The following is a 16,840-nucleotide window of genomic DNA, read 5'->3' as shown; positions in this document are numbered from 1 at the left end:
AAATCTAAACTTTCACAAGGTCACAAAAAGCCGGAGAAAAGCGGTTCCACAGTATCATCGCTTTTCTCCGGTCTTTCCTTCCCCCTGCACGGGGCCTCATATTTTCATTACTCCGAAATCGTATACATCGCCACCTCATCCGTCTCACGGTTTGCAGAGATGAGTATATCTCTGCCGTCTTTGACATAATGAAACACATTCGCGGAACCACAGTCTTTATCCAGAATTTCCGAATGGTATTTTTTTTCTTCCTTGTTATAAGTAAACAGGATCAGATTCCGTCCGCCTTTTCTATGGCCTACAATCAGGGCCGGTCTTCCGCACAGGCTGCCGCCGTAGATGGCATGTGTGAATTCGGCCGGCTTTTCGTATTCGTATACCTGCCGGTATTGTCCGTCCTGCTTTTTATAAATACTAATCTTCTCACCGTGGAACGGGGATAATACGGCAAGCTCTTTTTCCCCGTCTTCATCCATGTCCACCAGAACCGCATCGCTGGCCGGGGTGTCCAGAAGCTGGTTCACCGTCCACGCACCCTCCTGCTTTTCGGGCGGGATGAACTGGAAGACCCCGCAGTCCGCAGATATGATACATGTATCTGTACCATTTTCTTTCACACGGTAATATCCGTGGTTTTTTAACATATTGTCTTTAATCACGGTCAGAGGAAGCTGGTTGCCGGCATGGCAGCCGCTCAGGTCTTTTGGAAGCACGGCCGCATAGACCTTTCCGGGCATGGACCAGTCATCTTTGTATTCGTGACCCGATTTCAAAGCGCATGCAATCAGGTATCTCACACCATTACGTTCCACGATATCAAAGCGGTGGACATGGGGGAGCTTTACGAGTGTCCTCACTTCCCATTTTCCGTCTGTCTGCGGCGTGACGATTACAATTTCAGCATCCTTTGAATCGTTGGGCGAATAGAATCTGTGTGTTGCCAGAAACTGTCCGTTTGTCCCCGGCACCTGTACCATACTCATGACTCCGCCCGGCTCATTCCATATGGTGTCTTTCTCTCTGCCGTCCAGATCAAAAAGCAGACACCTGTCCGTCTTTTCGGCCGCAACCAGAAAATAATCTTCATGGTTATATTTAAGTGGAGCTATCGAATAGCATTTTGTGAGATTTGAGATTACTTTTTTATCTACTTTCATGAAACATACCTCTCTTCTTCGTCCTCCTGCTCCTGCACCTTGAGTATTTCCGTAAACATGGTGTTCGCAGAATGCAGATCTTCTTTCCAGTCCGGGTTCCCCGTATACCAGAACTCGGTCACATACTTGCGGATTCCCAGCTTCCAGGCTGTCCTGATGGCACTCTCGAAATCAACATGGCCGTGGCCGAACGGGATTTCCCGAAACTTTCCCGGAACTGTTTCTTTCAGGTGCATCGCCACAAGGTGTCCCTTTCCGATATACAAATCTTCCAGCACATCCGTCTTATATGTATCCGCCGCATTCGTGATGTTGCCGATGTCCGGGTACACATTCAGATAACTGGAATCGACCAGGGTCACATATTTCATTGCCTTTTCGACGGTATTCATGAATTCATTTTCCATCGTCTCAAATCCGAGCACAACGCCTGCCATCTCTGCCATATTCACAGCCTTCTTTAAGTTGGCCAGAAAACGCTTTTTTGTTTCCAGGCTGGACTCTTCATAGTAGACGTCGTATCCGGCAAGCTGGATGATACGGATTCCTAGATCATCCGCCAGCTGGATCGCCTTTGCCATAATCTCCATGCCTTTTTTACTCACTTCCGGATCGTCGCTGCCCAGCGGGTATTTCCGGTGTCCGCTTAAACACATGGTCCGCACGGGCATCCCAGTCTCTACCATCAGCCGCACAAGTTCCAGCCGCTTTTCACTGCTCATCTCCAGACGGCTTAACTTTTCCTCCGTCTCGTCGATGCTGATTTCCACGAAATCATACCCCGCCTCTTTGGCGGCCAGTAGTTTTTCTTTCCATGACAAATGTCCGGGCATCGCTTTTTCATAAAGCCCCAGTGTATATCCCTTCATAACAGACCTCCCAAACTCCTGCTGCCCTATTCTTCCAGCAGCCGCATGATGTCTTCGACTGCCGGCTGTTTCATCACCTCTTTGGCAAGCCTTTCAGCTTCATCCGCGGATGCATTTCTGATCTGGTATTTTACATTTGCAGCTTCTCCCGGTGATACGCTGAATTCATCCAGCCCCATTCCGAGCAGCAGCTTAACCGCTTTCGGATCGCTCGCAAATTCCCCGCACATCCCGACTTTTTTACCAAACTTGTGACCTGCGCGGATCGTCTGGTAAATTGCCCGCAGAACAGCCGGATGATAGGAATTGTACATCGCTGCAATCTTCTGGTTGCCCCTGTCGACCGCCAGGAAATATTGTGTCAGATCGTTCGTGCCAATGCTGAAAAAATCTACCCGCTCCGCCAGTTCTTCCGCCATCATGACGGCTGCCGGCGTCTCGATCATGACGCCCACTTCCAAATCCGCACCATAAGGGATCCCTTCCTTTGCAAGCTCCTCCCTGCTCTCTTCCAGAATCTGAAGTGCTTTTAGCACTTCTTCTACAGAAATAATCATCGGGAACATGATCCGTATATGCCCGGATGCACCCGCTCTTAAGAGCGCCCTTAACTGCGTCTTTAAGATAGAAGTCTGGTCCAGCCCGATGCGGATCGCACGGTAGCCGAGGAACGGATTCTCTTCCTTCGGAAATTCGAAATAATCCAGCCCTTTATCGCCTCCGATATCGAGTGTGCGTATCGTCAGTTCCTTATCCCCGAGCAGTTCTGCCGCCTGCGAATAGACCTCAAACTGCTCCTCCTCTGTCGGAAAATGATCACTCTCCATATACAGGAATTCGCTCCGGAAAAGCCCGATTCCATCGATCTGGAACTGCACGGCCCGTTTCACATCCTCAAGGCTTCCGACATTGCCGCATACCTCCAGTTTTCTTCCATCCTTCGTGACCGTTGGCAGTGCGCTGGATTCCTCCAGTTCCTTCTCAAATTTACGGAACTCCTCTGCCTTCTTTGTATATTCCTGAATCTGCTCCTGGCCGGGGTTCACAAGGATAACTCCTTGTGAAGCGTCCATAATGACAAAATCGCCATTCTTTACTTCGTCCATGATTCCGCTGACCCCGACAAGGGCCGGTATTCCCATCCCCCTTGCCATAATCGACACATGGCTTGTCACGCCGCCCAGCTCCGTGATGAAGCCCAGTATATAATCCAGATTCAGCTTCGCCGTATCTGACGGGGCCAGGTCTCTTGCAAGCAGGATTACCTTTTCCGTGATTTCATCAAAATTCCCCTCATTCAGCCCCTTCAGTTTACGCATCAGCCGGTTGCGGATATCCTGGATATCTGCCGAGCGTTCCCTCATATATTCATCTTCCATCATTTCAAATATCATGCGGAATTCTTCTGCCGTCTCATGAAGCGCCATCTGTGCATTGTAATTCTGATTCCGAATGCGTCCCAGTACGCCTTCCTTCAGCGCGATATCCTTTGCAAGCTCCAGATGTCCCGCGAAGATATCCGATCCCTCCGCCAGAGGCACCAGATCGGCAATTACATCTTCAACCGCCTGTTCATACGCCTGAATCTCTTTCTCCACTTCCGGCTCCTGTACAGAGTTCCCGGCCGGACTTAAATCCTGCTCCTCAACGAGAAAAACCCTGCCCATGACAATGCCTTTCGATGATGTCTTTTTTACCTCGATCCTCTTCATCTCAAAACTCCTTATTTCCCCTCGCCGTCCAGCTCTCCCAGACCGCCTGCGATTGCATTAATCAAAGTCTTTAAGTCTTCTGCTTCTGTTTCCCCTGAACATTCTACTGTAATCTCATCCTGACACTTGATTCCGGCAGCCATCAGGACAAGTACGCTTTTGGGATTTACACGTTTGTCTCCTTTTACAAGAGTCACCTCGGATGCACATTTTGAAGCAATGCCTGACAGGATTCCTGCCGGTCTTAAATGAAGCCCTGACGGGTTCTTTACTGTTATTTTTTCGCTTACCATGATTTTTCTCCTTTGTCTTTTCTATTCTTTACACACATTTTTTCATATTCAGGGTGTCCTCCAGAGCGCTCTGAATATATATATTGGAAACATGCTGCTCCAGTACGCGCAGGACTTCTTTGAGCTTGTACTTGCCGAAGAACAGCTTATGTTTGCCTTTCTTTGTCTGGCATACCACTTTGATCTTTGCCGTCTGGTATGCATCAATATGTACTTCCTGAATGTCTTCCCATCTCACGGTATAAAAGATCTTCTCCATACCTTTTTCTGAAAAACCTCTCTTGATGGCCGCAGACCCGAATATGGCAACTAATAACAGGATGTTCCTGATATTTGCCGGCAGGGTGTCCGCGTCTGACAACGGGAAGATGACCAGCGCAAAGAGAACAATCAGGGTAAACGAGAAAAAATCATCCTTACCTTTCATAACAATGGTCCGGTTCCTCTTGAGGATAAAATAAATCTCAACGACCAGACAGGCAATAAACAGGAAACATAACAAATAATTCCACATCATAATCTTCCGCCCCTTTCTTTATGTTCAGTATATCATTAACTTTTTCATAAATCAATCACTTTGTTCTTAATTATATGATTACTTAGCCTTATTATACGATCATTTTATTGTTAAATGGATTTATATTCATTATACGAATTATTATTTTATTTTTATGATACAAAGAGGTTCAAAAAACACCTGAAACGAAAAAAATCCCGGCACCCGAAATTTTTTACATTTCGGATACCGGGATCTGTTGTTTTATATACAGCTGTTTTTTATATCTGGCTGTCCTTTCTTATCCTTGGCTGCCCTGTCCGTAATATGCATCCGGACCGTGCTTGCGCATATAGTGTTTATCCTGAAGCACCTGCGGCGCCGCACTGACTTTGGGGTTCAGCATCTCTGTACGGTATGCCATCTTGGCCACTTCTTCCAGAACAACGGCGTTATGCACCGCATTCGCGGCGTCCTTCCCCCACGTGAACGGGCCGTGGTTCGCACAGAGTACGCCCGGCACACTTGCCGGATCTCTATCCCTGAACGTTTCTATGATCACCAGCCCGGTGTTCTTCTCATATGCGCCTTCAATCTCCTCCCCGGTCAGGCTCCTTGTACAGGGAATGCCGCCATAAAAATAATCCGCATGAGTCGTCCCATAGCACGGTATGCTTCTGCACGCCTGTGCCCATGATGTCGCCCAGGGGGAATGCGTATGTACGATTCCGCCCACTTCAGGACAGGCCTTGTACAATTCAAGATGGGTCGGTGTATCAGAAGACGGCTGATACCGCCCCTCAACCTTGTTCCCTTCAAGATCCATAACAACCATGTCCTCCGGCTTCAGGCATTCGTATTCCACGCCGCTCGGCTTAATCACAAACAGCCCGGCCTTACGGTCAATGCCGCTGACATTTCCCCATGTATAAGTTACCAGCCCCCGTTTTGGAAGCTCCATATTTGCTTCATATACTTTCTGTTTTAATTCTTCTAACATTATATCCTCCTGTCAGAGGTGTTCCCAAAAGCCTGGAATTCGCCTGGCCATTCATCACAGACGCGCTAACTAAGTTCAGCAGATCCGCTGTCCCGTAAGAGATGTCCGTCTTTCGTGACACAGAACACATTGACCTCATGCTCACGAAATCCATCCGTAATCTCTGCCGGTGCCTTTTCATCGGTTATCACATTCAGAAGAGATTCCGTCGGACAGCTCACGAAACTGGAATTTCTCCCGAGCTTTGTATGGTCCGCCAGAATGTATGAGGTCCCGGTAACCCGCTGCAGCATGAGCTGGTTGATATTTACCTCGCTCAGTATTTCCGTGGTCATCCCGCTCTCCGGGCTCAGGCCCGAACACCCTATAAAACTTTTCTTTGCTGTTACCTTGCTGATATTATTCGTGGCAAACTCCCCGACCATTGCCTCTTTAATCTCCCGAAGCTCCCCGCCGCTTAAAATGATGGAGACATTGGAGGAATGTTCCATGAAAATTGCCTTTCCATTGTTCGTGATTACAGTAACTCTTTTATCCTTTATATACTTTATCATCTGCAGTGCAGTAGAACTTGTGTTAATAAAGATCGTATCCCCGTCCTCGACAAGAGATGCCGCATATTCGGCGATTCTCTGGCGGTACAGCTTCACTTCATCCTGCTCCGTATAGATCTCCGGGACTCGGTCTTTCACAGTGGCGCCTCCGTAGAATCTTTCCAGCTTCTTCTGGTCCTCAAGATACTGGAGGTCCCTCCGAATTGTCAATGGGGAAACCTGAAGTTCTTCCGCCAGTTCCTGCACCTTTACGAATCCGTTTGACTGTAAGGCCAGCAACACTTTGTTTCTCCGGTTTTCAACTAATGCCCTGCTTCTTTTCATATTCTGTTCCTCTTTTACAGCTTAATCAGTCTGTCCTGTTTCAAGCTCTACTTTCTTAACTATATAGGTTTTATGATAACCTTCCATTCAATTATATGAATGATTCAAATAATCGTCAAGCTTAACCTGCCTGATTACGCTGATTTCCCCTGAATCAAAAAGAGCAGTGCCATTTATGCATCTGCTCTTTTCAGGTTACTACTCACGGGGCCGTGAATAATAACCTTTTCAGGGATGGTATTACTCGTAAACATCATTACTTCTTAAAGTTTCCATACTTCTCAAAGCATTCCAGAGCATAGAGCATAGACTCCTTCGTTGTACCAATCGCATCAAGATAACCATATTCAACCCCGATCAGTCCGCCCTTAGGTGTTGCCCACTTTTCTATCAGCTCCTTTGCCTCCTGTTCGATCAGTTCCTTATCTCCGGTCGGCAGTGTGGCCTGAATGTCGATCGCAGCCTCGAAGCAGATGCGCCCCTGCGCGATGGCAGATACTTCATCAATGCCAACCAGCCGCGGCTGGTGGATGTTGATGATATCTACTCCCAGTTCGATCAGGTCTTCAAGAATGTCATTAATCTTTCCATCCGTATGGAACCGGATATCCATGCCGCATTCATGGGCCTTGTCAAATATCCGTTTATACTGGGGCTTGAATATCTCCCGGAAGATATCCGGTGAAATCATCAGGCTGTTCTGGGTTCCCCAGTCATCCGTCGTATCATAACAGTGGACCCTTCCCTCCCCGAGCCTGTAGGCTTCCTCAATGATCCCGATCTGATAGTCTGCAAGCTTTTCCGCCATCGCTTCAATCTCTTCGGGTTCGATCAGGCAGTCCATTAATGTGTTTTCGAATCCCCTTAAAAAATGCATACGCTCAAAGATACACTGCGGGCTGTTTAATTGAACGTACAAGCCCTTTTTTTCTGCTTCATCGAGAGCCTCTTTCAGCCCTTCGAAACGGCCTTCAGCCTTCGGGTCCGGGAAAACGTAGTTCTCCATATCCTCCCATTCTTCAATCGGGATATTGCTCACCTGCCCCATGTCTGATCCGCTGGAATCATCGCTTTCCCAAAGGCATCCCCATTCGTCATACTCCCCGCTTTTCGGGCGTACTTTTTTGGAGACCGTATAGTGTGCATCCTCCGGCCATGTACTCCTGGGTGGCAGGACGAAAATACGGCATACATCCCCTTTTCCCGCAATCCGGTCAAAGCGGAGGCCAATTCTGTCCGGGCCCGTAAATTTCACGTTTCCTTTTATAATTTCATAACCTGTCATTTTCATCCTCCTCACCCGGGTATATGGCTCAAATCCATATCCCCGGCTGTTTCCATTTAATCTGTTACTTCATTTCGTTCGGGAAATGTTCTTTCACTGCTGCCAGAAGTGTCTCTGTAACAGCCTTTGTGTCGATCAGGTTCTTCGTCTCTGCAATCACCGCATTACTTGGTGGAAGCATTCCCGCCCACTCAGGGCTTGTCAGTACGAGGTCTGTATTCGTCACATAAGACAATGCCTCACCGAATGAACATGACTCTACAGCTGCCTCAATATTGTGCTCGTCACAGATTTTCTTTACACTGATCTTCAAAATCGTACTGGTTCCCATACCATTTCCGCATACACATAAAATATTAAGCATCTTTTTTTCCTCCTGTTATATTTTGTTTATTCTAACTGGTTAACCTGCAATCGGGATTCCAAGCAAGCTTCCGATACCTTTGAAGATTGCTATGATTGCTACCCATATTGTCGCATAATCTGCGCTTCCCTGCCACCATGTTAATTCCATAAGTTTTACCGCGAGGGCGGAACCTAATATCTGGATAAGACCGTTTGCCGTACAGATTACAGCTGCCGCTTTCCATCCGCCGAACTTATTGGCAAAGATCGCGATTGTCGCATTATCAAAGAACAGCGGGATGAATCCCGGTACGAGGAAGATCGGGGACTTGAACACAAGAAGTCCGACCAGTCCGATTACCTGTCCCAAAGCACCAAAGAGAAGTCCGAGTACAACTGACTTTGGAGCGAATGCGAAGATTGCGGCACAGTCAACACCTGCAACTGCACCTGGAAGCAGTTTTTCTGAAATACCTTTGAATGACATCATGAGCTCACCGACAAACATCCTGACACCACTGAGCAGTACAACGATATTTGCTGTCAGTGTTATGGATATCCACACGAGGAATACGATGTTGTTGGTGAGTCCCGCCTGATTCAGGCCTTCTGCACCACGGAGCCAGTCGATCTGGTCGCGTCCGACTACCAGCATAATGACTGCTGTGGAAACAAACATAACAAGTGCTGTTGCAATGATATTATCCTGAAGGAAGTTGAGAGATTCCGGCATTTTCTTTTTCTCAATATCATCTTTTTCTGCATTACCGATCTTCGGAGCTACCTTATAAGCAACGTAGTCCACAAACATCTGCTGGTGTGCAACCGTAAAATCCGCACCTGTGATCTTCTTTGTAGGTTCAATCAGGAGTGTAGAGCAGATTCCCCAGTACAGAGCTGTTACTACTGCAGCAATCAGGACTGTCGGCATCATCCCAAGGCCAAGGAAACGCCATACAATATAAGTACTGATACCTGCCTGAACGATCATCGCGTTGCCTGTCAGATAAACCGCACGGATTCTGGTGAACTTTCTTAAGCCTACCAAAACCAGATTGAGGATAAAAGCAACAAGCAGTGTATAAATCCCCCACGCTGCCCCTGTTCCAGCGCCCAGTACCGCGTCCATCTTTTCGTAACTGGCGGTCATTGTCGGGTAGGTATTCAATCCGGCTCCCTGAATTCCCGTCGCATTCTGTAGTGCAGTCAGAAGCTTGCCGAAGTTGGCGATCAGGGCGCCTGATCCCATCCCCATTACAATGATACCGATAGAAGCTTTCACGGCCCCCGCAAGAGCTTTGGACAATTTCTGCTTCATTGCAACGTAACCTATAAATACGATTATTGCCATAAGCAGGAATGGCTGTCCGAAAATTTGTTTCAAGAGTAAATCAAGAATTGAATTTAACATAATTCCTCTCCTTCCTTTGTAACCATTTTTACGATTCTTTTGTGCATTATGTATTCTTGATAATTGTATTATAGTGTCGTTTATGATGATTGTCAATCTTATTATATGATTGTTTGTGCTATTTTATGAATTATTTCGTTTTATATGATGTAATTTTATCAATATCAGTGATTAAAATGCATTAATTCTTATTTTATGAACTTATTTGATCATATACTCACTATTTAGACAAAATGTCCAGTATATTTTCCAGATAGACTGCAACGCCATCATCATTATTACTGACTGTCACATGGCTGGCCGCTCTTTTCAGTTCTTCTACACCATTTTCCATACAGATCCTGTGTTCTGCACACTCGAACATGCTCAGGTCGTTTTCAAAATCACCGAATACGCACACTGCATCTGGGCCAGCCCCCATGTCCTCCATGATTTTCAACAGGGCAGCCTTTTTCGAAACTTTCCTGTCAAACGCTCCTAAAAGCCCGTACCCTGTCGGTTCATAATGTACTCCCGGCATATGGTCTATATATCTTTTGTAAGCGTTAATCTTCTCCTCATCGTCCTCATAGGCGACGATTTTTGCGGCGGTCGTGTATCCCGCCACAGGGGTGCTTCTTAAAAACTCTTTTGCATTCAGCTTCACAGGGCAGCCTACATCCTGTGACAGCTTTTCATAATCACTAATTCTTTTTTTCAGTTTCCCGCTTCCCTCCGAAAAATACATTTCCTGATCGGAATACATCATAAACGTCATTTTATGTGCGTTCAGGTACGACAAAAGCAGGGCCGTATCGTCTTCGGCCAGATAATTACAGTGCAGAATTTTATTATCATTTCTGCGTACCATTGCCCCGTTGTTGGACAGCAGATACCTGCAGCCCCCGATCTTCCTGTCATAAACAGACATCATCTGCTCATCCCGGCCAGATGCCAGACAGACCGCAATCCCCATCTGCTGTATTTTCTGCATCACGGACGCCGTACGTTCCGTAATCCGTTTTTTATCATTTAAAAGCGTTCCGTCCAGGTCACAGACGACCAATCTGATGTCATTCATTGTTTTCTTCTCCTTTTATACAGCGTACCTGCTCCTCCAGTTCCCGGCAGATTAACCTAAACAGAGCCTCTCCCTTTTCTCTTGTTGCACAGGCAGCGTCACCAAAGGCACCACTTTTCAGAAACTTTTTCCAGGGCACAGGCTTTTTCCCGTAAAAAAACGGAACCGGCGGGAACTCAGCCGTTGCTGCTTCCATGTCCACCAGTTCCTCTGCGGCATATAACATCAAAGATGTCTCCAGTTCGCCTGCATGCCAGACACTCCCGTTCCACACCGGAGATGTCAGTATATGCTGCGCTTTCTTTTCAATTCCCGCATTCTTAATATGGAACACGTTCCCGCCGAGCCCCCTGTCCGTCAGTTCTCTCATAACCTCCTCCATTACCTTATGGTTTCCGTTATGAAAGGAATACAGGATGACCCGTCTCGGGCAGACACGCAGAACACTTTCGACTGCCTGAAGGCAGTACTCCCTTAAACAGTCCGGGGAAATGGATATAGTTCCTTCAAACTCCTTTGCAGACCATACCTGCCCATACGTGATACAGGGGTAATAATATAAATTTTCCTTTTCACACACCGCTTCTGCAAAGGCATGTGTCAGGATGATGTCCGTCCCAAGAGGCAGGTGGAAGCCATGTTCTTCCACCGACCCTGCGGTGACCATGATCCCCTCACTTTTCTGTATGCATTCCTTCGCAGAATCCCAGCTGTGGTAAAATAAATTTCTCATAGGTCTGAATATTTTGCGTCGAGTTCAAGCAGTCCTTCCACATCCCTGACTTCCATCAGCGCATCCATGATATCCGCCGTGAGGAGCATGTTCGCCAGCTTTTCCATATTCTGCATGTGCATCTCATGGTTCTTTGATGCCAGCACGAAAAACAACTTCGCATCCTTATCCGGATTTCCTTCTTCGAAGTGCACCGGCTCTTCCAGCTTCATGAAGGAAACCGCAGTATCATTCACACCGACCGCTCCCTCCTGGGAATGCGGCATGGCAATGTTGGGTGCAAAAACAATATACGGGCCATACTTCTTAACGCATCCGATCACCGCATCTATGTATGCCTGCTCGATTGACCCATCATCAAGCAGCGGCTGGCAGGAGGCGGCAACAGCCTCCTCCCATGTATCAAATCTTTTATGAAAGCAGACTCTGTTCTTTTCTACTAATTCTTTTAACAGCATAGTATGATTCTCCTTTTCTGACTACAAAATTGACCGGAATGGCACATTCGGTTCATCTGTAAAGCAATCTTCAAACCCTCTTCTATAATGGAACTGTTTTTTATCTTTGTCCAGAGGCCAGATATATTTTCCGCCCACGTCCCAGATAAACGGGGTAAACTGATACTGGAGCACGTCTTTCTTGTAATTGTAAAGCATCATAATCTCAGCAGGATCTGCCTTGAAATTTGTCCACACATCATAGTGAAACGGAATGACAACTTTACACCTGAGAGCCTCCGCCATTCTAAGAATGTCTACAGAAGTCATCTTATCCTGGTTCCCTGCCGGATTTTCCCCGTAGGAGCCGAGTGCAACATCTATATTATAATCCTTTCCGTGCTTTGCGTAATATGTGGAATAATGGGAATCACCGCTGTGGTACACATTACCTGCGGGTGTCTTAATCAAATAGTTTACAGCCTTTTCATCCATATCGTTCGGGCAAGTATTTCTGATATCCTCATCTGCGGTTACGAGACACGTTCTGTCAAAGGAATCCAGCACCACAATTTCACAGTCTTTTACCTGAATTACATCCCCCGGCCTCACAACTCTGCAGCGGTCTTTTGGCACTCCGTAGCTCAGCCATTTTTCCACACTCTTCATAGGCCCGATAAACGGCACGTCCTGACCGCAGTTTTGCATAACAGCCGCTGCAAAAAACGGGTCGATATGGTCATTGTGGTAATGTGTAGACAGTACGGCATCCACCTGTGTTACAGCAAACGGGTCATATACGATCGGAGCCGCACGCAGATTCGGCTGTGTCATGCGTCCGCCGGTCATGTTGCGCATCTGGTGGAACGGGGCCATCTCTTTTGTCTTTTTGCTCCTCTTCCCGTTTCCGAACCAGAGATCGACTGCAATGTTCGTATTGTTCTCGGATTTGATCCAGAGTCCCGTACATCCAATCCACCACATCGCAAAGGTGCCCGGTGCCACCACTTCCTCGTCAATCTCTTCGTTCAGCCAGGTTCCCCATTCCGGAAATGCACCGAGCACCCACTTTTCTCTTGTCAGCTCATTCACCATACTCATTTTTCTTCCTCCTGTTTTTAATCATTCATATGTTTCATTAAAACCATCATTTATATGCTTTATGCGCTTATTTTATCATCTATTATGAATGTTTTCAATGTATTTATATGATTATTTATCGTTTATATGAACATTTATGAATGCTTTTATCAGTCTTTCTTCCTATATCCAAATTTTTCTGAAATCTATTGACTATTTCGCAATGTTATGCTAAGATGTAATAGTATTTTCATCGGATTTAGATTTCACATATTTTTGTAAGTCATTATGTTCCATTGATAATGCTTTACAAAAATATGTGATTTTTTATTATCAGAGGATTTACAAATAATATTATTTTTTTAGGAGGTATTTCCATGAATAACGGTACAGTAAAATGGTTTAACGCACAGAAAGGTTTTGGATTCATCACAAACGACGCTAACGGTGAAGACGTATTCGTACACTTCTCAGGAATCGCTGCTGATGGTTACAAGAGCCTTGAAGAAGGACAGAAAGTAACATTTGATATCACAGAAGGAAACCGCGGACCACAGGCTGTTAATGTAGCAGTTGCTTAATTAGCTTTGGTATGTGTCTTTTAAATAAGATATAAATGTAACAGAAAAGAGGGAGCAGCGCCGTCAGGCAATGCTCCCTCTTTTCTGTTTTCATTCCCAGCTTAACAGGTTGCCCCGCCCTTCAAATGTTTCTGGGCTGCAAGGTTCTCTGTTTTTCTGGACAGCAGGTCATCTTTAAGCAGCTGCTCCTGCACGTTTTCAAAACCAAGGCGTGCGATCGTATCTCCGAAACGTTCTCCTGTGTTTCCCTGTTCCCTGAACAGCAGAATTGCTTTTTCGATCGTATCCAGAGCTTCTTCTTTATCAGTGAATACTTTATCCAGATATCTTCCCTGAGATGCTTTCTTTCCCCAGCGGCCGCCTATGTAAATGCGGTATCCATCTGTATAGTCTTCCACTACGCTGAACGGGCATTTGCCGATACATCTGCCGCAGTGGTTGCATGCATCATCATCGATCACGATTTTTCCGTCTTCCATCTTTGCAATGCCGATCGGACAGCTTTCCGTCACCTGACAGACTTTGCATCCTTTACATTTTTCCAGATCAACCTGAGGAATACGCTGCCCGATAATTCCGATATCATTCAGGTCAGGTTTTACGCAGTTATTCGGACATCCGCCCACTGCTATTTTAAACTTGTGCGGAAGCTTGACTGATGAATAACCGTGATAGAAACGTTCGTGTATTTCTTCTGACAGCGCGAATGTATCAGTCAGACCATACTGGCAGGTCGTTCCTTTGCAGGATACAACCGGACGTACTTTGGAACCCGTTCCGCCTGTCTCGAGGCCAGCCTGCATCAGGTATTCCCTCAGCGGTTCGATGTTGTCAAACGGTACTCCCTGAATTTCCATTGTCAGGCGGGAGGTCATTGTTACTTCACCGCTTCCGTACAGCTCCGCGGCCTCTGCTATGGTACGTGTCTCATCCGCAGTTATTTTCCCGTTTCTCGTGATTACACGGCCATTGAATTTGTCTGCGGTCGTCTTATCCCGCAGGAAACCAAGACCTTTAACTCTTGTAACTTCATCGGCCGGAATCTCAGTTTGTGTATTCTTCACCTTTACGTCGCTGAAGAACACGCCGCCTTCCAGCGCCACTGTATTTGTGTAGCCGAAGTGGCGCAGTCTGTTCTGCAGGAAGTAAGCACGTTTTCCTTTTGTACAGACAAGGAGGAGCTTTTCGTCCTTTCCGATTCCCTCTAGTTCACCCTTCACGGCCCCAAGGTTGATGTACTGCGCACCGCGGATGGCAGGTGTCAGTCCCACATCCAGCACTGTATAGCCTTCTGCTTTTCCTTCTGCATATTCTGCCGGTGTCATGCTGACCATATCGCCGTTTATTTTATTCAACAGGATATAAACCGCCTGTACAAACGGGTGGATCGCTGTTGAAAACGGAGGCGCGTAAGCAAAATCCGCGTTCTCATAATCCTCCAGTACAGCCCCCATGTTCAGGCCCACTACAGCAACATCTACCATTTTGTCGACAGCCCCCGGGCCAAATACCTGAACTCCTAGAAGCTTATGTGTCGTTTTGTCTGCAATCAGTTTTGTGATAAAATATGCCGCATCCGGATAGTAATGGGCCTTGTCGTCTGTTACAGAGAGTGCCGTTATGACATCATAGCCGGCCGCTTTTGCCTGTTCTTCTGTTAGTCCTGTTCTTCCGCAGTTTAAGTTCGGCAGTTTTACAACACCGGTGCCAAGAACACCTTTATATTCTTTTTCGTCCCCTGTCATTATCTGCGCCAGTGTACGTCCTTCCATGTTGGCGGAAGATCCCATCGGCGACCACTGCCTGCTGCCCGTGATCCGGTTCGTAACCATTGCACAGTCCCCCGCCGCATATACATCCGGCAGATTTGTCTGCATGTGGCCATCAGTTAAAATAGTTCCCTTGAACATCTCAATTCCTGTATCCTGAAGGAATGCGGTATTTGGACGGATGCCCGCCGCCATAATAACCATCTCGCACGGGAATGTGCCCGCGCTCGTCTTAAGGCCTGTCACTTTTCCCTCTCCGAGGACAGCTTCTGCTTTTGTACCGGTTATCACCCGGATTCCTTCTTTGAGAAGGTGCTTTTTACCGTAAGCCGCCATCTCCGGGTCCAATATATTAGGGAGTATCTGGGATGCAAAATCGATCACAGTTACCTGTATCCCTCTCAGCTTCAGGTTCTCGGCAACCTCGAGGCCTATAAAACCGGCACCGACAACAACTGCTTTTCTCACATGGTTGGTTTCTGCATAGTCTCTTACACCGATTGCGTCATTCGGGGTACGCATTTTGAATACTCCCGGAAGACTAATTCCGTCAATCGGAATAATGGCCGGGGAAGCACCCGTCGCGATGATCAGTTTGTCGTATGTATAGGTTTCCTCCGCATCTGTTGACAGATTCTTTGCCTTTACCACTTTCTTATCTGAATCCAGACCTACTGCCTCTATACCTGTCAGTACTTTTACCCCTGTCAGTGCAGAATATTTCTGCGGCGTGTTTACGATCAATTCTTCTTTTTCTTCAATCACTCCGCCCACATAATACGGCAGCCCGCACCCGGCATAAGATATATCCTTGTCTTTCGTAATAATCGTAATCTCAGCGCTTTGGTCCTGACGCTTTAACTTTGCTGCTGTTTTAGTACCGGCAGCAACTCCTCCAATAACTAACACGTTCATTGGCTTATCTCCTTTTCTTTTTACTTCTGTCTGTGACAGCAGTGCACTTCATTCACGCACTCCGGTTTCATCGCCTCGCAGACGATCACATCGCCGCCTTCGATCCTGATTTCCTTCCCGTTTACCATCGCATCCGCAATCTTCTGCCTGACTTCCTCATAAATTCTGGTGACCGTGGGACGGGAAATGTTCATTTTCTTCGCGCACTGCTCCTGGGTCAGTTTTACATAATCCAAAAGCCGGACTGCCTCGTATTCATCATACCCGATGATAACAGTCTCTCCGCTTTCATGGCCGACTGGCGTAAAACCTTTCACTTTTGGTCTGGAACAGATGCACCTGCATTTTTGCGGTCTTGGCATATTGTCACCCCTTTTCTTTTTCTAGTATACCACTTAATGAACATATGTCAATAATATTGTCAATAATTTCACGATTCGCTTTGTGTACAAGGAACACGCCTTTCTATTACGCAAAAAGACCGCCGCTGCAACGATGCAGTGACGGTCTGTACTTTTGATTAATCCTGTACGTATGGCATTAAAGCAATGTGTCTTGCTCTCTTGATTGCTACTGTAAGAGCTCTCTGATGCTTTGCACAGTTTCCTGTGATTCTTCTAGGAAGAATTTTTCCTCTTTCAGAGATGTATTTCTTTAATTTTGCTACGTCTTTATAATCGATTTCGTTATTCTCTTTACCACAGAATACACAAACTTTTTTTCTTCTGCGAGCCGGTCCTCTTCTCTTGAAACCGCCTTCTGGTCTGCTACCTTTATCGTAAGCCATTTCTCTTTACCTCCTATATTAATAATAGAAAG

The 16,840-nt window shown here is 46.6% G+C and carries 18 protein-coding genes; 1 reads left to right on the top strand and 17 read right to left on the bottom strand.

The window, feature by feature from the left end; translation table 11 throughout:
• Positions 1-107 precede the first annotated feature (107 nt).
• The 14 genes from DWX43_RS08235 to ulaG form a co-directional block, all read right to left on the bottom strand.
• Positions 108-1,157, bottom strand: a complete 1,050-nt coding sequence (locus DWX43_RS08235) for a hypothetical protein (RefSeq protein WP_118619974.1) — start codon at positions 1,155-1,157, stop codon at positions 108-110.
• Positions 1,154-2,026 carry an L-ribulose-5-phosphate 3-epimerase gene (locus DWX43_RS08230; protein ID WP_109729900.1) on the bottom strand — a complete coding sequence of 291 codons (873 nt, stop codon included), beginning with the start codon at positions 2,024-2,026 and terminating at the stop codon, positions 1,154-1,156. The genes DWX43_RS08235 and DWX43_RS08230 overlap by 4 nt, the downstream gene beginning before the upstream one ends.
• Positions 2,027-2,052: 26 nt before the next feature.
• Positions 2,053-3,738 carry a phosphoenolpyruvate--protein phosphotransferase gene (ptsP, locus tag DWX43_RS08225; RefSeq protein ID WP_118619973.1) on the bottom strand — a complete coding sequence of 562 codons (1,686 nt, stop codon included), beginning with the start codon at positions 3,736-3,738 and terminating at the stop codon, positions 2,053-2,055.
• An 11-nt stretch (positions 3,739-3,749) separates the two neighbouring features.
• Positions 3,750-4,031, bottom strand: coding sequence for an HPr family phosphocarrier protein (locus tag DWX43_RS08220; protein WP_109729898.1), 282 nt, complete (start codon positions 4,029-4,031; stop codon positions 3,750-3,752).
• Positions 4,032-4,059: 28 nt separating this feature from the next.
• Positions 4,060-4,548 carry a hypothetical protein gene (locus DWX43_RS08215; protein WP_109729897.1) on the bottom strand — a complete coding sequence of 163 codons (489 nt, stop codon included), beginning with the start codon at positions 4,546-4,548 and terminating at the stop codon, positions 4,060-4,062.
• 280 nt (positions 4,549-4,828) lie between these two features.
• The gene (locus DWX43_RS08210) at positions 4,829-5,527 is read right to left on the bottom strand and encodes an L-ribulose-5-phosphate 4-epimerase (RefSeq protein WP_118619972.1); all 699 of its coding nucleotides are present in this window, start codon (positions 5,525-5,527) and stop codon (positions 4,829-4,831) included.
• Positions 5,528-5,592: 65 nt separating this feature from the next.
• Entirely contained in the window at positions 5,593-6,405 is an 813-nt protein-coding gene (locus DWX43_RS08205) for a DeoR/GlpR family DNA-binding transcription regulator (protein WP_109729895.1), read from the bottom strand.
• Between the two features lie 256 nt (positions 6,406-6,661).
• Positions 6,662-7,690 (bottom strand): uroporphyrinogen decarboxylase family protein, encoded by a 1,029-nt coding sequence (locus tag DWX43_RS08200; protein WP_181368575.1) that lies wholly within the window; start codon positions 7,688-7,690, stop codon positions 6,662-6,664.
• A gap of 64 nt (positions 7,691-7,754) precedes the next feature.
• The gene (locus DWX43_RS08195) at positions 7,755-8,054 is read right to left on the bottom strand and encodes a PTS sugar transporter subunit IIB (protein ID WP_109729893.1); all 300 of its coding nucleotides are present in this window, start codon (positions 8,052-8,054) and stop codon (positions 7,755-7,757) included.
• Between the two features lie 39 nt (positions 8,055-8,093).
• Entirely contained in the window at positions 8,094-9,446 is a 1,353-nt protein-coding gene (locus DWX43_RS08190) for a PTS transporter subunit IIC (protein WP_109729892.1), read from the bottom strand.
• A 220-nt stretch (positions 9,447-9,666) separates the two neighbouring features.
• Positions 9,667-10,506 carry an HAD family hydrolase gene (locus DWX43_RS08185; protein ID WP_118619971.1) on the bottom strand — a complete coding sequence of 280 codons (840 nt, stop codon included), beginning with the start codon at positions 10,504-10,506 and terminating at the stop codon, positions 9,667-9,669.
• On the bottom strand, positions 10,499-11,239 hold the full coding sequence (locus DWX43_RS08180; protein ID WP_109729890.1) for a creatininase family protein: 741 nt from the start codon (positions 11,237-11,239) through the stop codon (positions 10,499-10,501). Before DWX43_RS08180 ends, DWX43_RS08185 begins: the two co-directional genes overlap by 8 nt.
• Entirely contained in the window at positions 11,236-11,697 is a 462-nt protein-coding gene (locus DWX43_RS08175) for a PTS sugar transporter subunit IIA (protein WP_182440652.1), read from the bottom strand. Before DWX43_RS08175 ends, DWX43_RS08180 begins: the two co-directional genes overlap by 4 nt.
• A 21-nt stretch (positions 11,698-11,718) precedes the next feature.
• On the bottom strand, positions 11,719-12,777 hold the full coding sequence (gene ulaG / locus DWX43_RS08170) for an L-ascorbate 6-phosphate lactonase (RefSeq protein WP_118619970.1): 1,059 nt from the start codon (positions 12,775-12,777) through the stop codon (positions 11,719-11,721).
• Positions 12,778-13,133: 356 nt separating this feature from the next.
• On the opposite strand from ulaG, the gene DWX43_RS08165 reads away from it, so the two are divergent.
• On the top strand, positions 13,134-13,337 hold the full coding sequence (locus DWX43_RS08165; protein WP_109729888.1) for a cold-shock protein: 204 nt from the start codon (positions 13,134-13,136) through the stop codon (positions 13,335-13,337).
• 101 nt (positions 13,338-13,438) lie between these two features.
• Here the strand turns inward: DWX43_RS08165 and DWX43_RS08160 are convergent, their stop codons facing one another.
• The 3 genes from DWX43_RS08160 to rpsR form a co-directional block, all read right to left on the bottom strand.
• Positions 13,439-16,021, bottom strand: coding sequence for an FAD-dependent oxidoreductase (locus tag DWX43_RS08160; RefSeq protein WP_118619969.1), 2,583 nt, complete (start codon positions 16,019-16,021; stop codon positions 13,439-13,441).
• Positions 16,022-16,041: 20 nt separating this feature from the next.
• Positions 16,042-16,383, bottom strand: a complete 342-nt coding sequence (locus DWX43_RS08155) for a DUF134 domain-containing protein (RefSeq protein ID WP_109729886.1) — start codon at positions 16,381-16,383, stop codon at positions 16,042-16,044.
• Positions 16,384-16,541: 158 nt separating this feature from the next.
• Positions 16,542-16,808, bottom strand: a complete 267-nt coding sequence (gene rpsR, locus DWX43_RS08150) for a 30S ribosomal protein S18 (RefSeq protein WP_109729885.1) — start codon at positions 16,806-16,808, stop codon at positions 16,542-16,544.
• Positions 16,809-16,840: the final 32 nt, after the last annotated feature.

Origin of the sequence: Clostridium sp. AF19-22AC (assembly GCF_003479085.1) — a bacterium.
Classification (GTDB): Bacteria; Bacillota; Clostridia; order Lachnospirales; family Lachnospiraceae; genus Faecalicatena_A; species Faecalicatena_A orotica.
The sequence above is the reverse complement of the archived record's forward strand: the minus strand, read 5'-3'. Positions and strand labels throughout refer to the sequence as shown.

What these genes read in the sequence shown, in the direction of transcription:
- DWX43_RS08235 (WP_118619974.1), bottom strand. Translation starts at nt 1,157, where the DNA reads ATGAAAGTAGATAAAAAAGTAATCTCAAATCTCACAAAATGCTATTCG.
- DWX43_RS08230 (WP_109729900.1), bottom strand. Translation starts at nt 2,026, where the DNA reads ATGAAGGGATATACACTGGGGCTTTATGAAAAAGCGATGCCCGGACAT.
- ptsP (WP_118619973.1), bottom strand. Translation starts at nt 3,738, where the DNA reads ATGAAGAGGATCGAGGTAAAAAAGACATCATCGAAAGGCATTGTCATG.
- DWX43_RS08220 (WP_109729898.1), bottom strand. Translation starts at nt 4,031, where the DNA reads ATGGTAAGCGAAAAAATAACAGTAAAGAACCCGTCAGGGCTTCATTTA.
- DWX43_RS08215 (WP_109729897.1), bottom strand. Translation starts at nt 4,548, where the DNA reads ATGATGTGGAATTATTTGTTATGTTTCCTGTTTATTGCCTGTCTGGTC.
- DWX43_RS08210 (WP_118619972.1), bottom strand. Translation starts at nt 5,527, where the DNA reads ATGTTAGAAGAATTAAAACAGAAAGTATATGAAGCAAATATGGAGCTT.
- DWX43_RS08205 (WP_109729895.1), bottom strand. Translation starts at nt 6,405, where the DNA reads ATGAAAAGAAGCAGGGCATTAGTTGAAAACCGGAGAAACAAAGTGTTG.
- DWX43_RS08200 (WP_181368575.1), bottom strand. Translation starts at nt 7,690, where the DNA reads ATGACAGGTTATGAAATTATAAAAGGAAACGTGAAATTTACGGGCCCG.
- DWX43_RS08195 (WP_109729893.1), bottom strand. Translation starts at nt 8,054, where the DNA reads ATGCTTAATATTTTATGTGTATGCGGAAATGGTATGGGAACCAGTACG.
- DWX43_RS08190 (WP_109729892.1), bottom strand. Translation starts at nt 9,446, where the DNA reads ATGTTAAATTCAATTCTTGATTTACTCTTGAAACAAATTTTCGGACAG.
- DWX43_RS08185 (WP_118619971.1), bottom strand. Translation starts at nt 10,506, where the DNA reads ATGAATGACATCAGATTGGTCGTCTGTGACCTGGACGGAACGCTTTTA.
- DWX43_RS08180 (WP_109729890.1), bottom strand. Translation starts at nt 11,239, where the DNA reads ATGAGAAATTTATTTTACCACAGCTGGGATTCTGCGAAGGAATGCATA.
- DWX43_RS08175 (WP_182440652.1), bottom strand. Translation starts at nt 11,697, where the DNA reads ATGCTGTTAAAAGAATTAGTAGAAAAGAACAGAGTCTGCTTTCATAAA.
- ulaG (WP_118619970.1), bottom strand. Translation starts at nt 12,777, where the DNA reads ATGAGTATGGTGAATGAGCTGACAAGAGAAAAGTGGGTGCTCGGTGCA.
- DWX43_RS08165 (WP_109729888.1), top strand. Translation starts at nt 13,134, where the DNA reads ATGAATAACGGTACAGTAAAATGGTTTAACGCACAGAAAGGTTTTGGA.
- DWX43_RS08160 (WP_118619969.1), bottom strand. Translation starts at nt 16,021, where the DNA reads ATGAACGTGTTAGTTATTGGAGGAGTTGCTGCCGGTACTAAAACAGCA.
- DWX43_RS08155 (WP_109729886.1), bottom strand. Translation starts at nt 16,383, where the DNA reads ATGCCAAGACCGCAAAAATGCAGGTGCATCTGTTCCAGACCAAAAGTG.
- rpsR (WP_109729885.1), bottom strand. Translation starts at nt 16,808, where the DNA reads ATGGCTTACGATAAAGGTAGCAGACCAGAAGGCGGTTTCAAGAGAAGA.